The organism is Rickettsia endosymbiont of Lasioglossum villosulum, from assembly GCF_964026455.1.
Lineage (GTDB): Bacteria > Pseudomonadota > Alphaproteobacteria > Rickettsiales > Rickettsiaceae > Rickettsia.
Genome location: NZ_OZ032152.1, coordinates 61,227 through 81,498 on the forward strand (window position 1 = coordinate 61,227; position 20,272 = coordinate 81,498).

Genomic DNA, 20,272 nt, shown 5'->3' on the forward strand with positions numbered 1-20,272 from the left:
TTAGGTAAAGTTTTGTAATAATGTTTATTACATGATAAAGTTTTGCAGTAAGTGTTTGCGATTATAGCTTGGTGTTATACTGTGACTGGATCGTTACATGGCTCGTTTTTCCCGTCATAAGCTACACGACTAAAAGGAGCGTGGCGATCTCATGAAACAGCATATGATTTCTGAGATTGCTTCGTCGGAACTTTCAGTTTCTTCTCGCAATGATGGCTCTCAACCCATGCAACAAAGCCTTCAAGAGATGACAACAAATTAATTTAAATTAAGGTTATTTGTGTTTAGTGGTTTACGAAAGTTTGATAAGGATATATATAATTATAATGCTCCGAATTTTATACCTATAGCATGTCACTATAATGAGCATACTTTGCTTACCAAGGATGGTAAGTTACTACAAATTATTAAAGTCTATGGTATCAGTTCGGAAAAAATTAGTGATAAAATACAAAATTTACGTGAAATAATTAGAGCTTCTGTAAAAAAGCATACAAATAGTTATGATTTTGCTTTTTGGATGCATATAATAAGAGAAAGACAAAATTTAGACGATCCTACTCCGTATAAAAAATTATTACCTGCTAACATCCATGCATTATGGCAGAGAAAAAATCACTGGAATGATAAATTTGTTAATACTTTATATATTTCCATAGTACATGATTCTGCCAAGATTAAAATTAAAAATTTTGGCTCCTTGATAAATTCTTTATCAACTAAATTAATTGTAGACTTTGAAAATAAATATTTAGAATCTGCTGTTCAGAAGCTAGAAAGTCTTGCTAATAATATTTTGAATGACTTAAATGAATTTGATGCAGAAAAGCTTGGTATAACATTTGAAAATGAAAACACATTTTCTGCACCTTTATTTTTATATAACCGAATAGCTAATATTAACGATAGTGATTGTTTAGTACCTATAATAGATTTATCAAGTGCAATAGGTAGAAGTACTTATACGATTAGCGGCGATAAAATGATAGTCACGAATCAGGAGCAAAATAAAAAATTTATTTCCTTGTTATCTATCAAAGAATATCAAGAATCTCCTTCTGAAGCTCTTGACAAGTTCTTACAGCTGCCGCTTGAATTAATAATAACCGAGATATTTTACTTTGTTGATAAAAAAGTAGTGACTGCTGCTTTAAAGGGGCAGGATTATATTTTAAAAATTACTAATGATAATAACTTAATTGAGCATAAAGGGATTAATAAACTTAATGATAATAAATCTTCTTTTGAGTTTTGTAATCAACAGATTTCAATTGCTGTTATAGAAGAAGATGAAGATAAACTTACTGCTTCTGTTGCAAAAGCTGCAAGAGAGCTTTTTAAACTTGGTATTGTTCATGTAAAAGAAGACCTTAATATAGAACAAACATTTTGGGCACAATTACCGGCTAATTTTGCTTTCATACGAAGAATGTCGCCTTTATTGTCAGATCATATAGCATCTCTGGCTGCTCTGCACAACTCACCTTTAGGTAGCCAATATACTTCTTGGGGACGAGCATTAACACTACTTAGAACAGAAAGAGGTACTCCTTATTTCATGAATTTTCATGATAAAACTGGTAGGGGTAATACTTGTATTTTTGGTACAGAAAAAACTGGTAAAACAGTATTATTAAATTTTCTGGTGTCGGAATCAACTAAGTATGATCCAACAATAATTTATATCTCTAATAGCAATGATTCTAAGATTTTTATCGAAGCATTAGAGGGTACATGGTTAGAGGTTGATAAACAAATTATCAATCCATTTTTAGTAGATGATACAGAAAAATCGCAAGCTTTCATTTTAGAATTTTTAAAAATGTTAAGTGGTCATTATATTTCACCGCTTAATGAAGTAGAGCTAACTTTTTTAGAAAAACTCAGAGGTAAAATTTTGTCAATTGATAAGGAAAAGCGAATTTTTTCTGACATCTTAAAATGGGAAGATTTTAAAGAAGAGGGTGGCAGTACAATATTAGATAAATTAAAAGGTTTTACAGAGGGACAATTATATAGCGGTTTATTTGACAAATCAGTTTTTAATATTAATGAAAGCAATATTGTCGGTCTTAATTTATATAAGCTTTCAGATGAACCTTTTGCTAAGCAATTTTATCCAAGTGAAAGAAAATATTTAGAACAATTTAATAATAACTTAAAAAAACATCAAAGTGTTTGTGCTAGTGTAGTTTATGCACTTACTTACCATTTAAGCTTAGTAGGTCCTAAACCTAAAATATTTGCTGCAGATAGTTTTGATAAACTCTATAAACCTGAAATTTATAGTGATAATATAAGCTTAATTTTTAATAATTTATCTGAAAATAATGGTGTCTTTGTAGGTAATTTTAATTTTATTTACCTTAAGGCATATCCGAAATATACTTTAAAAGCATGGCTTGAAATAATTAATACTAAAATTATTTTACCGTCTGATGTAAAAATCGAAGATCTAGATGAGATTTTAGGTTTAACAGACTCAGAAATACGTAAGTTATCGCAATTAATACTTACTAGTAGAATGTTTTTAATTAATAAAGATAATGAATCTATAGCTTTAGAATTAAGTATAGCAGCATTAGTCGGGGTCGTGCGTATTTTATCGAGTAAAAAGGAAGAAATGGCTATCTATAAAGAAGTGCTAGAAAAATACCAAGGACCACCAGATAATTGGATTAATTATCTATACGATGCATTAAACGTAGACTGGTCTACTCGATGAACTTCAAAAATTGGCTACGTCGTTCTATAAGTACTCCGGTACTCACGTATTAAGTATACGTTCCGTTCCTCGTCTTATGAACTTCTTGCTCTTTTTGAAGTTGATCTTCGTATACCAACTTTTCTAATAAGAATTCTTACTAGAAGTATATACGACTATTTAACAACTATTTTATAACAATTACCCAAAGTGTTGAAAAAATATTTATTATTTTTTTTATTTCTATTTTGCTCAATTAATACACATGCCAGTATTTGGGGTGATATAGGTGGTTGTATTACTGATCCTTGTAATTGTGGACAAAGTGAAAGAACAGAAACTTGGAATAAAGGTCCAAATGAAATAACAAAGACATTTAAAACAGGTGCAAATTGTCCTCCTTGGAATAAAAGTGATGGTCGTGGTACTGATAATTGTTTATTACAATTTGATTATCCTGGTAGATTTGTACCTTTTGTATTAAATAGATGTGCTCAAGCGTCACCAGACAGTACCTATTTTACTCCTAAAATAACTATTAGAATTCAAAGTTGTAATGCTGCTGCTTGTTGGTCTCAGAACGCTAATTTAAATTGGGATGGACAATGCGTATTATGGCCAACCGGTTATGGCTTACCGCTAACTAGAGTTTGTGCCAGAATTGCAGTGCCTGCAATGGCACCTCCTCCTGGAATAAATTCTGATCCTTCCCCTGCTGATCCTGGATATACTGCAGGATTTCATCTTAATAAAGTTGGTTTTACCGATAGTGACGATACTATAGTTGGGGTAGACGGACAAATACTTACTATTTCTTCCCCTAAGCTTTGTGCATATAGTGATCCAGGTCTTGTAAATCTTGTTTCAGATTCAGGAGTACATACTGACCTTGTGGACTGGAATCCTAATAGTCAACCCCTACATAAAACTACTAAGTTGAGTCCAATTGCCCAAGTATTAAAATTTTTAGTTACTACACTCGGTGGGGCAAATATACCGAGTTTACTTTCTAAACTTCTTGGTATGATAAGTCAAGATTCAGAAATAATAAAAGTACTACAAACTGTACTTAACGCTATAGGTGACCTATTTAATTTCTTCCCTAATAAGGTAATAATACCAATCATTGAAACTTTTGGGTCTTTAAACGGTTCTGTAGATGATTTTTCTTTCGGTTGTGTACAATTACCTTTAGGTCCTTACCCGCCGCCATTTTGTAAAAGTTTAAACGAGCTTAGCGTTCCTGCGGTCGTTAATAATGTATGTAGTGTTAAAAACCCTGATGGAACTTTTAATCAATCTTCCGTTGTCTTGCCTTGCGTAGTGTCAAATGTTAGAAATAATATTATTAATAATACAGTACGTGTTAGTTTTAATAATCTTATACCGATTTGTACCGGTACCAATCCTGATCTTAATACTTGTGTAGAAATAAAAGGGGTATTTACTTCAGCAAGTAGTGCTCACGTAGCCACTGCTTATACAGATTTTATTAAACCTTGTAGTAGTTCTTCAAATGGTGCTCCTTGCATTAATACAAATATAAAATTACCTTGCGATGTCACTGCTAATGGTTGTAATCAAGGTTTTAGAATAGTATATTCGCAGGTTATGGGTAGCCTTGAAACTCCTAGTGATTATTTTATAAGCGATATACCTGATTGTGGTACTGCAGAAGCAAATAACTCAACTTCTTGTCAAAAAATATGGGGAGCTAATATAGGTCAGTTTGTTGATGTAAGCGTACAATTTCCTTTAGAGCAAAAGCAAGATAAAGATAGTTTAATGCCAATACAGCAAAGCTTTACTTTAAATGATAGTAACAATAAACCTCGAAGCCTTTATGCTTCTATTAGTAATACTAAAACAGATACACAAGATCCAGCAGATATCTGTGTATTTGAATCGAGTAGTTTAGCAGGATGTGTGCCTAGAGTAAGTGATTCATATAGTTTAGCTACTTATGAATGTGAAAAACAATATTCGAGAATTATCTGCCCAAGCAATAGCTATTATACTCCACAATTTGTTGCTTCTATGCAAGTAATAGATGATAAGAGTAATATTATAGATCAAACTAGCACACTTGTAACCCCATTATCATATGCAGCACCTGACCCTAATAACCCTAATGCTACAGAAAGTATAGTAACGCTTGCTGGTTATAATTATAGTTCCTCTGTTGCATTTATCCCTAAAGATCCGCCAAAATATCCGGATGATAAATATATTGCTATGCCATTTTCAGGTCCTAATGCATTAAACCAAATAACAATTCACGGCGTATATAAAGATAATATACCGCCTTATGACAATAATGGTAATCCGAACCCAAATGCAGTCTATTTAAAATATTTGGAATATATAAATGGTAAATATGTACAAGGTGGAACGCATACCTGCTTAATGCCTAAGAATTTCCAGCATTGTAGTCCTGTACCACCACCACCATCAACAACACCTGGTAATCCTAATAATAATCAACAAATAAATTGTGTGCTTGCTAAATTAGATCAGTCAAATACTGTAGATTGTAGCGTATTTAAAAGTGAAGTTGCCAATTATGCAAATCTTAGTTTATGTGCAAGTACAAGCGGTTGTTCTCAAGTAAAAACTTTATCAGGTGCAGGAAAAGGTATTACCATTTATAGTTGTGCTAATAATACTAATTGTTATACTAATAATGATAATCCTAATACTCCTGTGTGCGTCTTAACTACAGACTATTTAAATAGGTTAGAACCTAAATCTAATTTAGGCTCTATATTAGATGCTACTCAATATTATAAAGTTACATTTTATCCTAGTGATGATCCTGCAAAACCTAATCAACCAACATATGATGTTAAGGTTTCAGATGTAAGAGATAAAACTTGGCGAGAGTTAAATCTATGTTCGCCTATTTTAGCTCCTGTTTGTTCCGCAATTACGTCTCCTCAAGCTGCTGATGGTAATGCGTTATGGGATGAAACAGATATAGGAGAGTTAAGAGTGGGTAGATGTCCACCTAATTGGGTAGAAATAGATCCATCTTTAGATCCATATCCAAATCTGGAACCAAAAGGAACAAGCCTTAAGCGTTATTGCTTATCAAATTTTGATAAAAAAACTATTGAATTTGAGCCTTTAGGACAAAATATTGGCTGTAGAGAATCAAAAGGTTTACCAGTAGTAATCAGTGATAATAATTTTCCGCCTTCAACAATAAGACCTACTACCCCTTATGATCCTAATACTAAGACGGGTGATTTTTACTTAAATGTACCGCCTATACAAAGTTCATGGAATCCGAATGATATGGCTTTCAATCCGAATGATGGGTCAAAAATAGATGCAACTAATGAGCCAGATCAGACTAAATTATTTACTATAACTTTTAAAGTAACTTTAGATGCAATTATGTCAGATATTGACTATTTTAGAATAGAAAACTTATGGTATGATGATTGCACGCTTGTATATGTTAATGATACAAAAGTTCTTAGTGCACCTATATCATCTGTTGATTCCTTAGATAATAAAAACCAATGTAACAATGGTAATGATCAGGGTAAAGCACTACAGGCTAGTAATTTACCTATTGATATCAAGTCTTATTTAAAACAAGGAGAAAATACTATAAAATTCCAGTTAAGAGTTATGGGTGGTGGTGGATTATATTTCCATATGCAATATAGAATGTTGAGATAAGTTATGAGTTGGGTTATTTTTTACACCATAATTTTTGCTTTACTAGCTCTTGATTTAGGAATTATTCATAGAAAGAACGAAGTAATGAGTTTTAAACAAAGCTTACTCTTTAGCCTTTTCTATTTTACAATATCCTGCTTATTTGGCATTTATATTTATTATAATATGGGAGCAGATAGCACACGTGAATATTATACTTGTTTTCTAATTGAAAAGGCTATGTCGCTTGATAATATCTTTGTTATCTCAATTATCTTCCAATTTTTTAAGATTCCGCAAAAATATCAACATCGTGTTTTATTCTTTGGCATAATTGGCGTAATAGCTTTTAGGGCTGTAATGATTTATGGCGGGATTATGCTTATAAATAAATTCGCCTGGTTATTATATATTTTTGCCGTGATACTTATTGTTACGGGCGTAAAAACTTTTTATGTATCTCATAAAACCTTTGATATACAAAATTCTTATCTTTATAAGTCAATAATAAAATATCTAAATGTTACGTCTAACTTGGAGGGGGATAAATTCTTTGTTACACGTAATAAAAAACTATATATTACTCCTCTTTTTATCTCTTTGGTATTAATAGAGGCAATAGATTTAGTCTTTGCCATAGACAGTATACCCGCTATATTTGCTATTACTAATGATGCCTATATTATTTATACCTCAAATATTTTTGCTATTTTAGGGCTTAGAGCTTTATTCTTCTGTCTTGCAGAAATTGTTGAACGATTCAGCTATATCAAATACTCCTTAGCATTAATTTTAATATTTATTGGAATTAAAATATTTATTCATCATTATATAGCCATTCCGGCTTATATTTCTTTAACTGTTACTATTACTTTATTGCTATTGGGCATATTTGCTTCTGTAATTAGAAAAAATATAGTTGACCGCCAATAGGCTAAAGATATAATATCCTTAAAAATTTTTCCAAGATAAATATAATGATCAAATTACTACAATTATTTACTGTTGCTTTATCCATTTTTATTACTAATGCTGTTTTTGCCGAAGAAAATATAAACGAGCAAACCGGCTTTTATATAGGAGGAGAAGGCGGCGTAGTTGAACCTGTTATTAGTAAATTTCGCCATAAACATTCTAATACCGAAATTATTTTAAAAAGGGCAGGTATGTATAGCGGAAAAATAGGTTATACGATTTATCCGCAAATATCTGTTGAATTCTCGGCAACTTATCAACCTAAATATCGTCTGCATTACGTATTACCACCACAAAATTTAAGCAATGGTTTAACTATACCTAAAACTCCTGGGAATACTAAAGTATTTTCGAACATATATATGTTAAATCTTATTTATGACTTAGAAGAGATGAATGGTATTACTCCTTTCGTAATAATAGGTGGTGGTATAGCTCAGGTAAAAGTTAAGCCTACCTCTTCAAAATGGGATGTTATAAATAGCGATTATTTTAAAGTAAGAAAAACACATAAAAATTGTGTTGCTTGGCAAGCAGGACTCGGAGTTTCAAAATCTCTTTCTTCAAATTTTAGTGTAGATCTAACTGCAAAATTACAAACAGTATATCGGGTGAGAATTAATTATGACACACTTGATATGAAAACAGGACAATTTTTACCCGCAAAACCTATTAAAAAAACTATAGGTGTTGGAGAATTTGGTATAGGATTTACTTATAGATTGCCATTTTAAAGATTCTGTGAAATATTTATATGGTAGCTTTGTCATTGTGAGGAGGTATTGTCGGCGTATATGGATAAATGATTTATGCAACAAAGCTTCGCTCCTCGTAATGACGCTAATTATCGCAACTGTACTAATTAATCTAACTTATAAGGAAAAAATATGTATTCAAAAGCTAGTAATTCTTCAAATCTTCCTAATGGTCACGATAAAACAACGAAAGAAAAACATAATACGCAACCTGTTATTAATGGGGCAATAAAGCATAATACTTATGACGAAGTGCCGTATGAAAGCTATCCATACTCCTTTACTAATCCTTTTCATTTAAGCACTCTTGCGACTCTTTTCGGTGTAGATGCCCCTAATGTGGAAACCGCAAAAATATTAGAATTAGGTTGTGCTGCTGGTGGTAATTTAATTCCTCATGCTGTTCTTTATCCAAAAGCTCATTTTGTTGGTATTGATTTATCTAAAGTACAAATTGACGAAGCAAATAAAACTGTAAAAGAACTCGGACTGAAAAATATAGAATTTCATCATTGTTCTATCCTTGATATTGATGATTCTTTAAATAAGTTTGATTATATAATTTGTCATGGTGTAATGTCTTGGGTATCAAAAAACGTTAGAGATAAAATTTTTGATGTATGTAATAAAAACCTAAGCAAAAACGGTATAGCATATATCAGTTATAATACTCTACCTGGCTGGAATATGGTTCGTACAGTTAGAGATATGATGCTTTATCATTCTAATTCATTTGCAAATGTACGTGATAAAATAGCTCAATCTAGATTATTATTAGATTTTGTTAAAGATAGCTTAGAGAATTCAAAAACACCTTATGCTGAAGTATTAAAAACCGAAGCTGGATTATTATCGAAACAAACAGATCATTATTTACGTCATGATCATTTAGAAGAAGAAAATGCTCAGTTTTACTTCCATGAATTTATGGATGAAGCTAGAAAGCATAATTTACAATATTTAGCTGATTGTAACCTTTCTACTATGTATTTAGGTAATATGCCACAAAAAGTGGTAGAGCAGTTAAAAGTCGTAAATGATATAGTTAGAACTGAACAATATATGGATTTCATTATAAATCGTCGTTTTAGAGCTACTTTATTATGTCATAGTGATGTAAAAATCAACAGAAATATTAATAACGAAGACATAATGAAATTTAATATGATCTTCAATGTCGTTCCTGAAAAATCGCTTAAAGAAGTTGATCTTAATAATGCTTCTGAAAGCTTAGCATTCTTTTTGAACGGCAATAAAGATAGTAATTTAACAACTGCTTCACCCTACATGAAAGCTATTTTATATACTTTTAGTGAGCATCTTAATAACCCTCTAAGTTTTGAGAAAATAACCGAGGAAGCTAATAAAAAGCTACATGGTACTAAATTAAATGAAATAAAAGCTGAGCTTTTGGAAAACGCAATGAAGTTAGTATTACAAGGTTACATTAATATCACTACTCAGAAACATAGAGAGACACCTGAGCTTGATAAGCCTAAAACTACGAAGCTTGTGATACATCAAGCAAGCCATACTCCTTATATGTGGGTTACAAATTTAAAACATGAGCCAGTAGGGGTTAATTTCTTTGAAAAACTTGCTATTAGATATATGGATGGTAAGCATGATAAGAAAGCTATTATTGACGCAGTGATGGGTCATGTAGTAAAAGGTGAAATAAATTTAAGCAAAGACGGACAAAAGATAGAAGATCAAGAAGTAATACGTAAACAACTCGAGGTCTTATTTATGCCAATGATTGACAAGTTTGCCGCTAACGCTTTATTGGTTTAATATACAACCCGTCATTGCGAGGAGCGTAGCGACGAAGCAATCTCAAGAGTCTTTACGAGATTGCCTCCGTCATCTGCCATGCATATCCTCTCAATGACGAGGAAACACAATATAATAACTCATGCCTATATTTTTTTATTTATTTACAATATTAATCATAATTAGCAGTCTATGCGTTGTTTTGAGCAAAAATTCCGTATACTCAGTATTATGGTTAATTTTTGCCTTTATTAACGGCTCTGGACTTATGATATTGCTTGGTGCAGAATTTTTAGCAATGATGCTAATAGTCATATATGTCGGAGCAGTAGCAGTATTATTTTTATTTGTGATAATGATGCTGGATATGCATTTTAATAAGGCTATAATGCAGCTAAAGGAAAAGCCTATCTTAAGCATTTTTGTATCTTTGATTATGTTTGCTGATTTAGTAGTAATTATTTTACTTGGTACTAAAAATATTCATTTTAGTTCTGATTTATCGTTTGCCATAGCAAGTGATGTATCAAATACTAAAGCAATAGGAAAAATATTATATACTGATTTTATGATACCTTTCCAAATTGCGGGACTTATTTTATTTGTTGCTATGATTGGTTGTATTACGTTAACTCTTAGAAAACGTGACGGAGTAAAGCGGCAAAATATCGCAAAACAACTTTCACATAATAAAGAAAATGCTATATTAATGACAAAACCTTTTATAAACAAAGGAATTGAGAATATCAAATATGAATGAATATATAGGGCTTAACCACTATTTAATTTTGAGCAGTTTAGTTTTTACTATAGGGATGCTTGGATTATTTATGCATCGCAAAAATATTATCAATATATTAATGTCAATTGAACTAATGCTGCTTGCAGTTAATATAAATTTTGTTGCTTTCTCGGTATATATGCAAGAATTATCGGGGCAGATTTTCAGCATCATAATTCTAACTATAGCTGCTGCTGAAACTTCTATTGGTCTTGCAATATTACTAATATATTTCCGTAATAAAGGCTCGATTGAAGTCACAGATATCAATCAGATGAGGGGATAAAGATGTATCAAAGCATTGCTATAATGATTATTGTATTACCTCTTGCTTCCGCTTTAATAAACGGATTATTTGTAAGAAGAATAGATAAAAAACTAGCGTCTATAGTTGCCACATCGTTTTTATCTTTATCAGCATTATTTGCATTAATAATATTTTATCACACAGGGTTAAACGGGCATATAATCCATATAAAATTATTGTCATGGATTGAAATTAGCCAATTTAAGGTAGATTGGTCGATCTATATAGACCAGCTAACAAGCATAATGTTTATAGCTGTTACATGGGTATCTAGCGTTGTGCATATTTATTCTCTTGGTTATATGGCGGAAGATAAGGGAATAGTACGCTTCTTATCGTTCCTATCGCTGTTTACTTTCTTTATGCTAATGCTAGTATCGGCGGATAATTTCTTACAATTATTTTTTGGTTGGGAGGGAGTTGGCGTCTGCTCGTATTTACTAATTGGTTTTTGGTACTCAAAAGAATCGGCAAATAAAGCAGCTATTAAAGCTTTTATAGCAAATAGAGTCGGAGATTTTGCCTTTATTTTAGGCGTAATAACGATTATTTTTTATTGTCATTCAGCAAATTATGAGGATGTATTTTTGCTTGCTCCGAAATTAGCTAATACAAAAATATTACTAGCTAATTTTGAAATTTCTATCCTTAATATTGCCTGCTTATTGTTGTTCATCGGCTGCATGGGAAAATCGGCACAGATAGGCTTACATGTATGGCTTCCTGATGCAATGGAAGGACCTACTCCCGTATCTGCTCTTATTCACGCAGCAACTATGGTAACGGCAGGAGTGTTTTTAGTAGCACGCTGTTCATATTTGTTTGAATACAGCCCTATGGTGCTACAATTCATCACGATCATCGGCGGTATTACTTGCCTTTTTGCTGCAAGCATTGCCATTATGCAAAACGATATTAAAAAAATTATCGCCTATTCAACTTGTAGCCAGCTTGGTTATATGTTTATGGCTTGCGGAGTATCAGCATATAATAGCGGTATATTTCATTTAGTAACGCATGCCTTTTTTAAAGCCTTACTATTTTTATCAGCTGGCAGCGTTATACATGCTGTTCATGAGCAGGATATATTTAAAATGGGTGAGCTGCGAAATAAGATGCCTATAACTTATGGAAATTTTTTAATCGGTTCGCTTGCGTTAATAGGGATCTATCCGCTTGCAGGGTTTTATTCAAAAGATTCGATCTTAGAAGCGGTTTATAGCAGCGGATCATTTATGTTTATATTTGGTATATTAGCTGCAATACTTACCGCTATTTACTCAATGAAAATTATTATGTTGGTATTCCATGGCAAAACTAGACTAGAAAAAGATGTTTTCGAACACGCTCATGAACCGCCTAAAGTAATGAATAATCCCCTTACCTTATTAGTCGCAGGAAGCTTTTTCAGTGGGATGATTGGTTATTATCTGCTTTCAATGGATAAACCGAATGGTTATTTCCATGATAGTTTACTTAATTTACAAGTCTATAAGCTATTAGTTACTCATCCACCTTTGCATATTAAATTATTACCAACGATAGTGGGAATAATAGGGATTGTTATCGGCACTGTCATTCCGTGGGTTGCTAACTCCATCCAGAAAAAAAATAAAAAAGTCTGGATCCCGTGGACAAGCCACGGGATGACAACCATATCTAAAATATTAATCAATAAATACTATTTTGATGAGCTATATAATTTCTTAATAGTAAAACCTATTAACTGCTTGGCTTGTTTATTTTATTCTGGTGATCAAAAAATAATTGATCGTTTTGGTCCTAATGGCTTTGCAAGGAGTGTTAATTGTTTTAGTATTTTAACCGGTAAAACCCAAACTGGATATATTTTTAATTATACTTTATATGTAGTGTTGTTTGTTGTTGTAACAATTAGTTACTTTGTTTGGTTAGTTGCCGTGTAGTGTCATTCCCGCTTAAGGTTTGCCCACGTGGATCATTTTCCCCTGTCATCCCGTGATTTATTCACGGGATCCAGTTAAAAATACTAATAAAAAATGCTATGCATTTTACTGGATTGCTTCGTCGAAACTTTCAGTTTCTTCTCGCAATGACGAAAAACCTAATCCACGCACGCAAGCCTTAAGCGAGAATAACATATGAGCCATTGCCATTGCTAAGAATGACGAAAAACTTATAAAATCTTAAAAAAATGTTAGAATTACCAATCATATCAATTACTATTTTCTTGCCGCTAATAAGTGTGCTATATATTTTGCTATTCATTAGTCAAAGCAAAAAGCCCGACAAACAAATACATACAATGTATGTTGCGGTGCTGAGTAGTGTTTTAACATTCATCTCAACTATATATATATTAATAGAATTTGATTCTTCAAACCCTGCTTATCAATTTGTTGAACGATATAGCTGGCTTGATAAAATTGGGCTTGAATTTCATGTAGGTATTGATGGTATATCAATATTTTTCGTAAGCTTAACTTCCTTTCTTACTCTTATTTGTATTATTGGGAGCTTATTTACTGTTAAAAAATATATCAAAGAATATTTGGTATGTTTTTTATTAATGGAATCCTTTTGTATAGGGGCATTTACCTCAATAAATTTATTATTATTCTACTTATTTTTCGAAGTAATATTAGTACCAATGTATATTATTATCGGAGTATGGGGCGGTGAGAATAGAATATATGCGGCTGTTAAATTCTTCTTATATACTTTCTTTGGTTCGGTATTTTTCTTATTATCGATAATATATATTTATAGTAAGATTCACAGCTTTGATTTAAGCAATATTGGCGAATTTACTAATAATTTCCCTTTGCATGTGCAGCAAATTTTATGGTGGGCTATTTTTATTGCCTTTGCCATCAAAATTCCTATGATTCCGTTTCACACATGGTTACCGGATGCTCACGTACAAGCACCTACTAGCGGCTCGGTTATTCTTGCTGGTATCTTACTAAAACTTGGTGGCTATGGTTTTTTAAGGGTATTACTGCCACTTCTACCTAATGCATCGCAAGAATTTGCGATTTACGTAATTTGGCTTAGTGTTATTGCTATAATATATGCCTCCCTTGTCGCCTTAGCTCAAAAAGATATGAAGAAAATGATTGCCTATTCGTCTATTGCCCATATGGGTTATGTTACTATAGGTATTTTTAGCTTCACTGATAGCGGAGTTAGCGGGGCATTATTCCAAATGTTAAGCCATGGTATAATTTCTTCCTGCTTATTCCTAATAGTCGGCACTTTATATGAAAGGTTACATACTAAAGAGATAGCTAAATATGGTGGTGTTGCAAGTAAAATGCCGGTGCTTGCAACGTTTTTTATGATTGCAATGCTTGGCTCTGTCGGTTTGCCAGGAACTAGCGGATTTATTGGTGAATTTTTAAGCCTGCTTGGAATTTATAAGGCAAGTGTGATGGCAACTTTCCTAGCAGCTCTCGGTATAATTCTTGGTGCTGTTTACATGCTGAAGCTATATAAAGAAGTTATGCTAGGCGAAATTACTAATAAAGAAATCATTAATTTCAGAGATTTATATAGTTACGAAATAATCTCAATTGCCCCTTTAATAGTACTAATTATTTATTTCGGTCTAATGCCAAGTTCTATTTTAAATGTATTTCATTTGTCAGTAGAGAATTTGTTAGTTAAATTTTTCTAGTTGATTATAAAAGATTCAAGTGTTACTCTAATTATAGAACTTAAAATTGAGGTCTATATGAAAAACAGAATAAAAAAAACAGTTAAAGACGTAAATGAGAAGCTAGATGATGCAAGTAGAGCAGTTGGTCAAGAGGTCAATAAAGCAACAGGGATAGATGTAAGCCATGTTGTCAATCCTGAAGCATCGGACCATAAAGAAGCTTTAAGAAATGCTCGTGAAAAATTAGGAATGGGTAACAACCAAGAAAATCAGGATAATACAGAACTTGCTGGGGCTGATGCTGAACTAAACTCATGAAATTAAAATCTGGTATATTATCTACAATTTTCTCTAAATTATTTACAGGAGAAGAAATGGCAAATGAAAAATTGCCATCTTCTGCTGATAATGTAACTGATATAAATGTTAGAAGCCAAGCTTTAGAAACTAAGTTAGATGACAACCCTAATCATGATATAGTATTATTAGAGCTATACTAAAATGCTATCATTTCACCAATTAAAATTTAATATATATCAAAAACAATTATTTGATAATTTAAGTATTACTTTTTTAGATTCTGCTATTACTTATATAAAAGGAGCTAATGGTTGTGGTAAAACTTCGCTATTACGTATGGTAGCGGGCATTATGCAGCCAAGTAACGGTAATATTTTCTATAGAAATCTTAATATTAACAATATTTCTAAACCTTACTGTACTTATATTGGTCATAATTTAGGTCTAAAGCTTGAGATGACTGTTTTTGAAAATCTAAAATTTTGGTCAGAGATTTATAATTCAGTAGAAACTCTAGATGCTGCCATTCATTATTTTAAATTATATGATTTATTAGATGAAAAATGCTATACTTTATCCAGTGGATTGCAGAAAGTTGTAGCTTTAGCAAGGCTTATTGCTTGCCAGTCGGATCTATGGTTGCTTGATGAAGTTGAAACCAATTTAAGTAAAGAAAATAGAGATTTACTAAATAACTTAATTGTCATGAAAGCAAATAGTGGTGGTATTGTACTTCTATCCTCTCACACCGAAAATCATATTAAATCAGCACAAATATTACAACTTACTTGAAGTATTAAATGAAATACTATAAAGTCAAAAAGTTCATAACTTCTTATTTATAGGAGTATACTCGTTTTATTTGAAAAATTGGCGGCGTTACTTTTTGCTTATAATCCTCACGTACTAGTATGTACGCTGCGGTTATAAGCTTCAAAGTGCCTTGCTCTTTTCCAAATAAAACTTCATCTACTAATTATTCATTTATTAGAGGTATATATTATGCAAGTAATAAAAGCTTTAGAACAGGTTTTAGCAGATAGCTATGCCTTATATTTCAAAACACAAAATTATCATTGGAATGTTGAAGGGGCTGAATTTAGAAGCCTGCATTTATTATTCGAAGGGCAATATGAAGATTTGGCAGAAAGTCTAGATGAGTTAGCTGAACGAATAAGAACTTTAGATGCTAAAGTTCCGGCATTATCAAACTTAATAAAACTAGCATCTATAAGTGAGCCAAACCCTAATGCTTCTGCAAATGAAATGCTAAAAAGCCTTGTAAAAGATCAAGATATTATAATAGATACTTTATATAAAGGTTTAAAAATCGCACAAGCAGAAGGTGATGAAGGGACCGCCGATATGATTATTGGACGGATTAAAGTGCACGAGAAAAATAGATGGTTCTTAAAAAGTAGTATAGCCTAATGTCATCCCTATTTCCGTCATTGCGAGCCACTGAAAGTGGCGTGGCAATCTCAGGAATATAGTACTGTTTTATGAGATTGCCACGTCGAGGCTTTGCCTCTCCTCGCAATGACGTTAATGCCTGTGACACCAAGTAACCAAAATAAACCAACCAACAAAATAAGAACAACATGGAACAGTATGATATAGCCGTGATAGGTGGTGGACCTGGCGGATATGTTGCTGCAATTAGAGCAGCACAATTAAAGAAAAAAGTTGTATTAATAGAGAAAGAGCATTTAGGTGGAGTGTGTCTTAATTGGGGATGTATTCCGACAAAATCCCTACTTAAATCTGCTGAAGTGTTTGAGTATATAAAACATGCTAAAGATTATGGCGTTGATGCAGGTTCTGCTAAAATTGATATTAATAAGATCGTTGAGCGTTCTAGAGAAATCTCAAATAAGTTAGCTGGCGGCGTTAAGATGCTACTTAAGAAAAATAAAGTTACTGTTATAGATGGAGTAGCAAAGCTTGAAGCAAATAAGGTAATAAATATTAATGATAACCTTAAAATAAAAGTAGATAATATTATTATCGCTACCGGAGCAAGAGCTAGAGTTTTAAAAGGATTCGAGCCAGATGGTAAACAAATTTGGACTTCAAAGGAAGCTATGATACCGCAGCATGTGCCAAAATCTATGATTATTGTAGGTTCAGGTGCAATTGGTATAGAATTCGCCTCATTTTATAATGCTATCGGGGTGGATGTTACAGTAATTGAAGCACATAGCAAAATATTACCGGTGGAAGATATAGAGATTTCAAACCTTGCCCATAAAAGCTTTGAGAAAAAAGGTATAAAAATTATTACAAATGCTAAGCTGATTAAGCAAACAAAATCGAAAGATGGTTTAGAAGTCGAGCTAGAGATAGCTGGTAAAACACAAAAATTACAAGCTGAAATTCTGCTTATGGCAGTAGGTATTATAGCAAATACTGAAAATCTAGGGCTAGAGAAGACAAAAGTTAAAGTAGAAAATGGTTATATAGTTGCTAATGGCTTGATGCAAACAGCAGAATCAGGGATTTACGCAATAGGTGACGTAGTAGGTGCACCTTGTTTAGCACATAAAGCAAGCCATGAGGGAATTATTGCAGCGGAAAACATTGCAGGCTTAAAGCCTCATGCTATCAATAAGCACAATATCCCTGGCTGCACTTATTCTTCACCGCAAATAGCAAGTGTCGGTTTGACGGAAGAAGCTGCAAAAGCCTTAGGCTATGAACTAAAAATCGGTAGGTTTCCTTTTATGGCGAATGGTAAAGCCCTAGTTGGCGGTGACGCTGAAGGGTTGATCAAAACTATATTTGATGCTAAGACCGGTGAGTTACTTGGGGCACATATGATAGGCTCAGAAGTTACTGAATTAATACAAGGATATGTAGTTTCAAAGAATTTAGAGGGAACAGAGCTAGATTTAATTAATACCATATTCCCGCATCCGACTTTATCGGAAATGATGCACGAATCGGTGCTAGCTGCTTACGATAGGGCAATACATATTTAATTATGCTTTATGATAATATTACCTTTACTAAGTATTTTTGGGCTAGCGGGATTTTTTGCTAATATATTTAAAACGAGATTTACGTTTTTTTTGCCTATAGTAACTACTATATTGGTAGCAATCTTAACTTTATGCTCTGTAACGGGAATATTATATTATGCCACTTGCTTAATAACTATTATAGGTATAGTAGCTCTTATATATGATTTATATAAATTTGCTGAATTAAGATCAAACATTCTTCAGTATAAAATAGAGCTTTGCATTTTAACGGCTATTACTTTTAGTTATTATCTCTTTTTGCATACTACTTATCTAAATATATGGGATGATTTGGCTTTTTGGGCAGTATACACTAAAGAATTGATAAGCTATAACGATATATTCCCACAAAATAGTTTAACCTCTATTTTACCTTCACATATACATTATCCACGGGGTCCAAGTATATTTCATTATTTTATGTTATACTTCCCCGGCTATTCCGAAAATGATTTATTGTTAAGTCATTTTATTTTACAGATGCTATTCTTAGCACCATTAATGGCAAATAAATATTTTGTACAAACTATTTTATTAGTATCACTAGTTTTACTCTTTCCTGTTCAAGAAAGTTTTGTACTGCGAGCAATTTATAATGATGGTTTAATAGCATTTATTTTTTCGTCAGTATTAGTTATTTTCATATTGGAAGATAATAAATATAAAGCATTATTAATGGTAATGCCTATTTTATTATTTATGCCGTTATTTAGAGAAGTAGGTTTATGGTTGTCGTGGTTTGCTTCTATAATGATTTTTTGTAATTTGTTAGTAGATGATAATGAAAAATTAAAGTCCTTGAGTGTAAAAATTGGGGTATTAATAATATTATTAATTTTACCATTTTTAACAAATTATCTTTGGTTTATGTATGTTGAATCTCACGTAGCTCTAGGAAGAGAGCCGCATTCTCTAGATCAATTTGTAAAATAGTTTCTTCATTATTTAATAAGGAAGCAAAAACTATTAATATAATATCCTCTTATGTTAATATTGTCTTTAAAGCATTAGGAAAAAAATCATTTTTATGTATTTATGGTATTTTGTTGTTTACTGGAATTAGCATACATAAATATAAACCTCAATATTTAAAAAGTTTCTTAATTTTAGTAATTACTGCCATTTTATGCTTTATTGTATTTTTATTTTTAGCTTGGAGACTATATTTATATATAGTAATGGCAAATACGATATACTCCACACCTAGTGGAATTGATTTAGGTTGTGTTAAAAGATATGCAAGTAGCTATGGGGTAATTTTTATGGCGATCAGCTGTGCTTATCTTAAAAAAACGTTATTTTATAAAGAGCTAAGTGCATTTAGTAGACATAAAATAACAAAAATTTTAATTACTGCTGTGGTAATAATTTTTACAGTATATGTAGTAAGTTCTTTATTAGTACTTTTGTGGAAGATGCCTAAGCTAAGTGCTCAATCTGAGAATCAATTATCATTAAAATCTCAAACTCCGATTGTTTATGAGTTATTATCAAAAGATTTTCAAGTTGATTTTGACTTTGATAATAATTATTCTACAACAGAGAAGACTTTTATATGTTATAAGTTAGCATATTTTCTTACTCCTTATTTCAATAATGAAATGCGTTCAAAATGTGTTAGCCAGCCTAAGCCGGATGCGAATTATGTAAGTGAGGTTAAGAAGAACCAAATAGAATCTAATATAGATATACAAGAGCTTTTAGAAAATTCTAAAAAATATCAATGTAATATAAAATATTATCCGATATATAATAATATAAATATAAAATGTGCAAAGTATTAAGCTATGAATAAAGATATTTTAACTCAGAATTATGCAGCTGCGTTATTTGATAATGCTAAATCTGATAATACTCAAGATAAGATACTTGAAGAAATTAATCTAGTGACTAGCATTATTGAAGATAATATAGAGGTTAAAGAGCTGTTATCTTCCCCTATAGTAAATAAAGTTGATAAAATTGGCGTGATTAATTCGCTAGTAAAAAATATTAAAATCAGCAAAATAATGCAAAATTTCTTATTATTATTGATAAAAAATTCCCGTACTTCTATCTTAGCAGATATAGCAAACACATATAGTAAATTATTATATGAAAGCAAGAATATTAAAATAGTGCAAGTAATTTCTGCAAGTAAATTGCAGCCAAAAGAACAAGAATGGGTTAAATCGAATATAGAACAAGAGTTAAAGCAAGAAGTAAAAATAAATTTTGAAATAGACTCTACCATTATGGGAGGAATCGTAATTAAATATGATAGTATATTGCAAGATTGTTCGATAAAAGGTAGTTTAGATAAGATAGCTAGGACCTTGAAAAAAGTTAAGATCGCTGCATGAATA

General features: G+C 31.8%; 17 protein-coding genes. All 17 read left to right on the plus strand.

Translation table 11 applies throughout. The features are described 5' to 3' along the window. The first annotated feature begins 280 nt into the window (after nucleotides 1–280). A complete protein-coding gene (locus AAGD49_RS00325; protein ID WP_341788656.1) occupies nucleotides 281–2,725 on the plus strand; it encodes a VirB4 family type IV secretion/conjugal transfer ATPase in 2,445 nt (814 codons plus the stop codon). 189 nt (nucleotides 2,726–2,914) lie between these two features. Next, a complete protein-coding gene (locus tag AAGD49_RS00330; RefSeq protein WP_341788657.1) occupies nucleotides 2,915–6,394 on the plus strand; it encodes a hypothetical protein in 3,480 nt (1,159 codons plus the stop codon). 3 nt (nucleotides 6,395–6,397) lie between these two features. Further along, entirely contained in the window at nucleotides 6,398–7,306 is a 909-nt protein-coding gene (locus AAGD49_RS00335; RefSeq protein WP_341788658.1) for a TerC/Alx family metal homeostasis membrane protein, read from the plus strand. 44 nt (nucleotides 7,307–7,350) lie between these two features. Next, nucleotides 7,351–8,082 (plus strand): outer membrane beta-barrel protein, encoded by a 732-nt coding sequence (locus AAGD49_RS00340; protein ID WP_341788659.1) that lies wholly within the window; start codon nucleotides 7,351–7,353, stop codon nucleotides 8,080–8,082. A gap of 153 nt (nucleotides 8,083–8,235) precedes the next feature. Continuing rightward, a complete protein-coding gene (locus AAGD49_RS00345) occupies nucleotides 8,236–9,897 on the plus strand; it encodes a class I SAM-dependent methyltransferase (protein WP_341788660.1) in 1,662 nt (553 codons plus the stop codon). A gap of 121 nt (nucleotides 9,898–10,018) precedes the next feature. Next, nucleotides 10,019–10,636: an NADH-quinone oxidoreductase subunit J gene (locus tag AAGD49_RS00350; protein WP_341788661.1), complete on the plus strand. Its 618-nt coding sequence runs from the start codon at nucleotides 10,019–10,021 to the stop codon at nucleotides 10,634–10,636. Further along, a complete protein-coding gene (gene nuoK / locus AAGD49_RS00355) occupies nucleotides 10,629–10,943 on the plus strand; it encodes an NADH-quinone oxidoreductase subunit NuoK (protein ID WP_016948103.1) in 315 nt (104 codons plus the stop codon). The genes AAGD49_RS00350 and nuoK overlap by 8 nt, the downstream gene beginning before the upstream one ends. Nucleotides 10,944–10,945: 2 nt before the next feature. Beyond that, the gene (gene nuoL / locus AAGD49_RS00360; protein ID WP_341788662.1) at nucleotides 10,946–12,889 is read left to right on the plus strand and encodes an NADH-quinone oxidoreductase subunit L; all 1,944 of its coding nucleotides are present in this window, start codon (nucleotides 10,946–10,948) and stop codon (nucleotides 12,887–12,889) included. A 248-nt stretch (nucleotides 12,890–13,137) separates the two neighbouring features. Then, nucleotides 13,138–14,622, plus strand: coding sequence for an NADH-quinone oxidoreductase subunit M (locus AAGD49_RS00365; RefSeq protein ID WP_341788663.1), 1,485 nt, complete (start codon nucleotides 13,138–13,140; stop codon nucleotides 14,620–14,622). Between the two features lie 57 nt (nucleotides 14,623–14,679). Further along, the gene (locus AAGD49_RS00370) at nucleotides 14,680–14,922 is read left to right on the plus strand and encodes a hypothetical protein (RefSeq protein WP_341788664.1); all 243 of its coding nucleotides are present in this window, start codon (nucleotides 14,680–14,682) and stop codon (nucleotides 14,920–14,922) included. Next, the gene (locus tag AAGD49_RS00375) at nucleotides 14,919–15,104 is read left to right on the plus strand and encodes a hypothetical protein (protein WP_341788665.1); all 186 of its coding nucleotides are present in this window, start codon (nucleotides 14,919–14,921) and stop codon (nucleotides 15,102–15,104) included. Before AAGD49_RS00370 ends, AAGD49_RS00375 begins: the two co-directional genes overlap by 4 nt. A 1-nt stretch (nucleotide 15,105) precedes the next feature. Beyond that, nucleotides 15,106–15,696 carry a heme ABC exporter ATP-binding protein CcmA gene (gene ccmA, locus AAGD49_RS00380; RefSeq protein ID WP_341788666.1) on the plus strand — a complete coding sequence of 197 codons (591 nt, stop codon included), beginning with the start codon at nucleotides 15,106–15,108 and terminating at the stop codon, nucleotides 15,694–15,696. 210 nt (nucleotides 15,697–15,906) lie between these two features. Further along, nucleotides 15,907–16,335, plus strand: a complete 429-nt coding sequence (locus AAGD49_RS00385; RefSeq protein WP_341788667.1) for a Dps family protein — start codon at nucleotides 15,907–15,909, stop codon at nucleotides 16,333–16,335. A gap of 170 nt (nucleotides 16,336–16,505) precedes the next feature. Continuing rightward, nucleotides 16,506–17,885: a dihydrolipoyl dehydrogenase gene (gene lpdA, locus AAGD49_RS00390; protein WP_341788668.1), complete on the plus strand. Its 1,380-nt coding sequence runs from the start codon at nucleotides 16,506–16,508 to the stop codon at nucleotides 17,883–17,885. Between the two features lie 9 nt (nucleotides 17,886–17,894). Continuing rightward, the gene (locus AAGD49_RS00395) at nucleotides 17,895–18,860 is read left to right on the plus strand and encodes a hypothetical protein (RefSeq protein WP_341788669.1); all 966 of its coding nucleotides are present in this window, start codon (nucleotides 17,895–17,897) and stop codon (nucleotides 18,858–18,860) included. Nucleotides 18,861–19,105: 245 nt separating this feature from the next. Beyond that, a complete protein-coding gene (locus tag AAGD49_RS00400; RefSeq protein ID WP_341788670.1) occupies nucleotides 19,106–19,711 on the plus strand; it encodes a hypothetical protein in 606 nt (201 codons plus the stop codon). 3 nt (nucleotides 19,712–19,714) lie between these two features. Further along, nucleotides 19,715–20,269, plus strand: coding sequence for an ATP synthase F1 subunit delta (gene atpH, locus AAGD49_RS00405; protein ID WP_341788671.1), 555 nt, complete (start codon nucleotides 19,715–19,717; stop codon nucleotides 20,267–20,269). The last annotated feature ends 3 nt before the right edge of the window (nucleotides 20,270–20,272 follow it).

Bases quoted from the DNA above. Each gene is read 5' to 3' on its own strand.
- AAGD49_RS00335 (WP_341788658.1), top strand. From the start codon at position 6,398: ATGAGTTGGGTTATTTTTTACACCATAATTTTTGCTTTACTAGCTCTT.
- AAGD49_RS00340 (WP_341788659.1), top strand. From the start codon at position 7,351: ATGATCAAATTACTACAATTATTTACTGTTGCTTTATCCATTTTTATT.
- AAGD49_RS00345 (WP_341788660.1), top strand. From the start codon at position 8,236: ATGTATTCAAAAGCTAGTAATTCTTCAAATCTTCCTAATGGTCACGAT.
- AAGD49_RS00350 (WP_341788661.1), top strand. From the start codon at position 10,019: ATGCCTATATTTTTTTATTTATTTACAATATTAATCATAATTAGCAGT.
- nuoK (WP_016948103.1), top strand. From the start codon at position 10,629: ATGAATGAATATATAGGGCTTAACCACTATTTAATTTTGAGCAGTTTA.
- nuoL (WP_341788662.1), top strand. From the start codon at position 10,946: ATGTATCAAAGCATTGCTATAATGATTATTGTATTACCTCTTGCTTCC.
- AAGD49_RS00365 (WP_341788663.1), top strand. From the start codon at position 13,138: ATGTTAGAATTACCAATCATATCAATTACTATTTTCTTGCCGCTAATA.
- AAGD49_RS00370 (WP_341788664.1), top strand. From the start codon at position 14,680: ATGAAAAACAGAATAAAAAAAACAGTTAAAGACGTAAATGAGAAGCTA.
- AAGD49_RS00375 (WP_341788665.1), top strand. From the start codon at position 14,919: ATGAAATTAAAATCTGGTATATTATCTACAATTTTCTCTAAATTATTT.
- ccmA (WP_341788666.1), top strand. From the start codon at position 15,106: ATGCTATCATTTCACCAATTAAAATTTAATATATATCAAAAACAATTA.
- AAGD49_RS00385 (WP_341788667.1), top strand. From the start codon at position 15,907: ATGCAAGTAATAAAAGCTTTAGAACAGGTTTTAGCAGATAGCTATGCC.
- lpdA (WP_341788668.1), top strand. From the start codon at position 16,506: ATGGAACAGTATGATATAGCCGTGATAGGTGGTGGACCTGGCGGATAT.
- AAGD49_RS00395 (WP_341788669.1), top strand. From the start codon at position 17,895: ATGATAATATTACCTTTACTAAGTATTTTTGGGCTAGCGGGATTTTTT.
- AAGD49_RS00400 (WP_341788670.1), top strand. From the start codon at position 19,106: ATGGCAAATACGATATACTCCACACCTAGTGGAATTGATTTAGGTTGT.
- atpH (WP_341788671.1), top strand. From the start codon at position 19,715: ATGAATAAAGATATTTTAACTCAGAATTATGCAGCTGCGTTATTTGAT.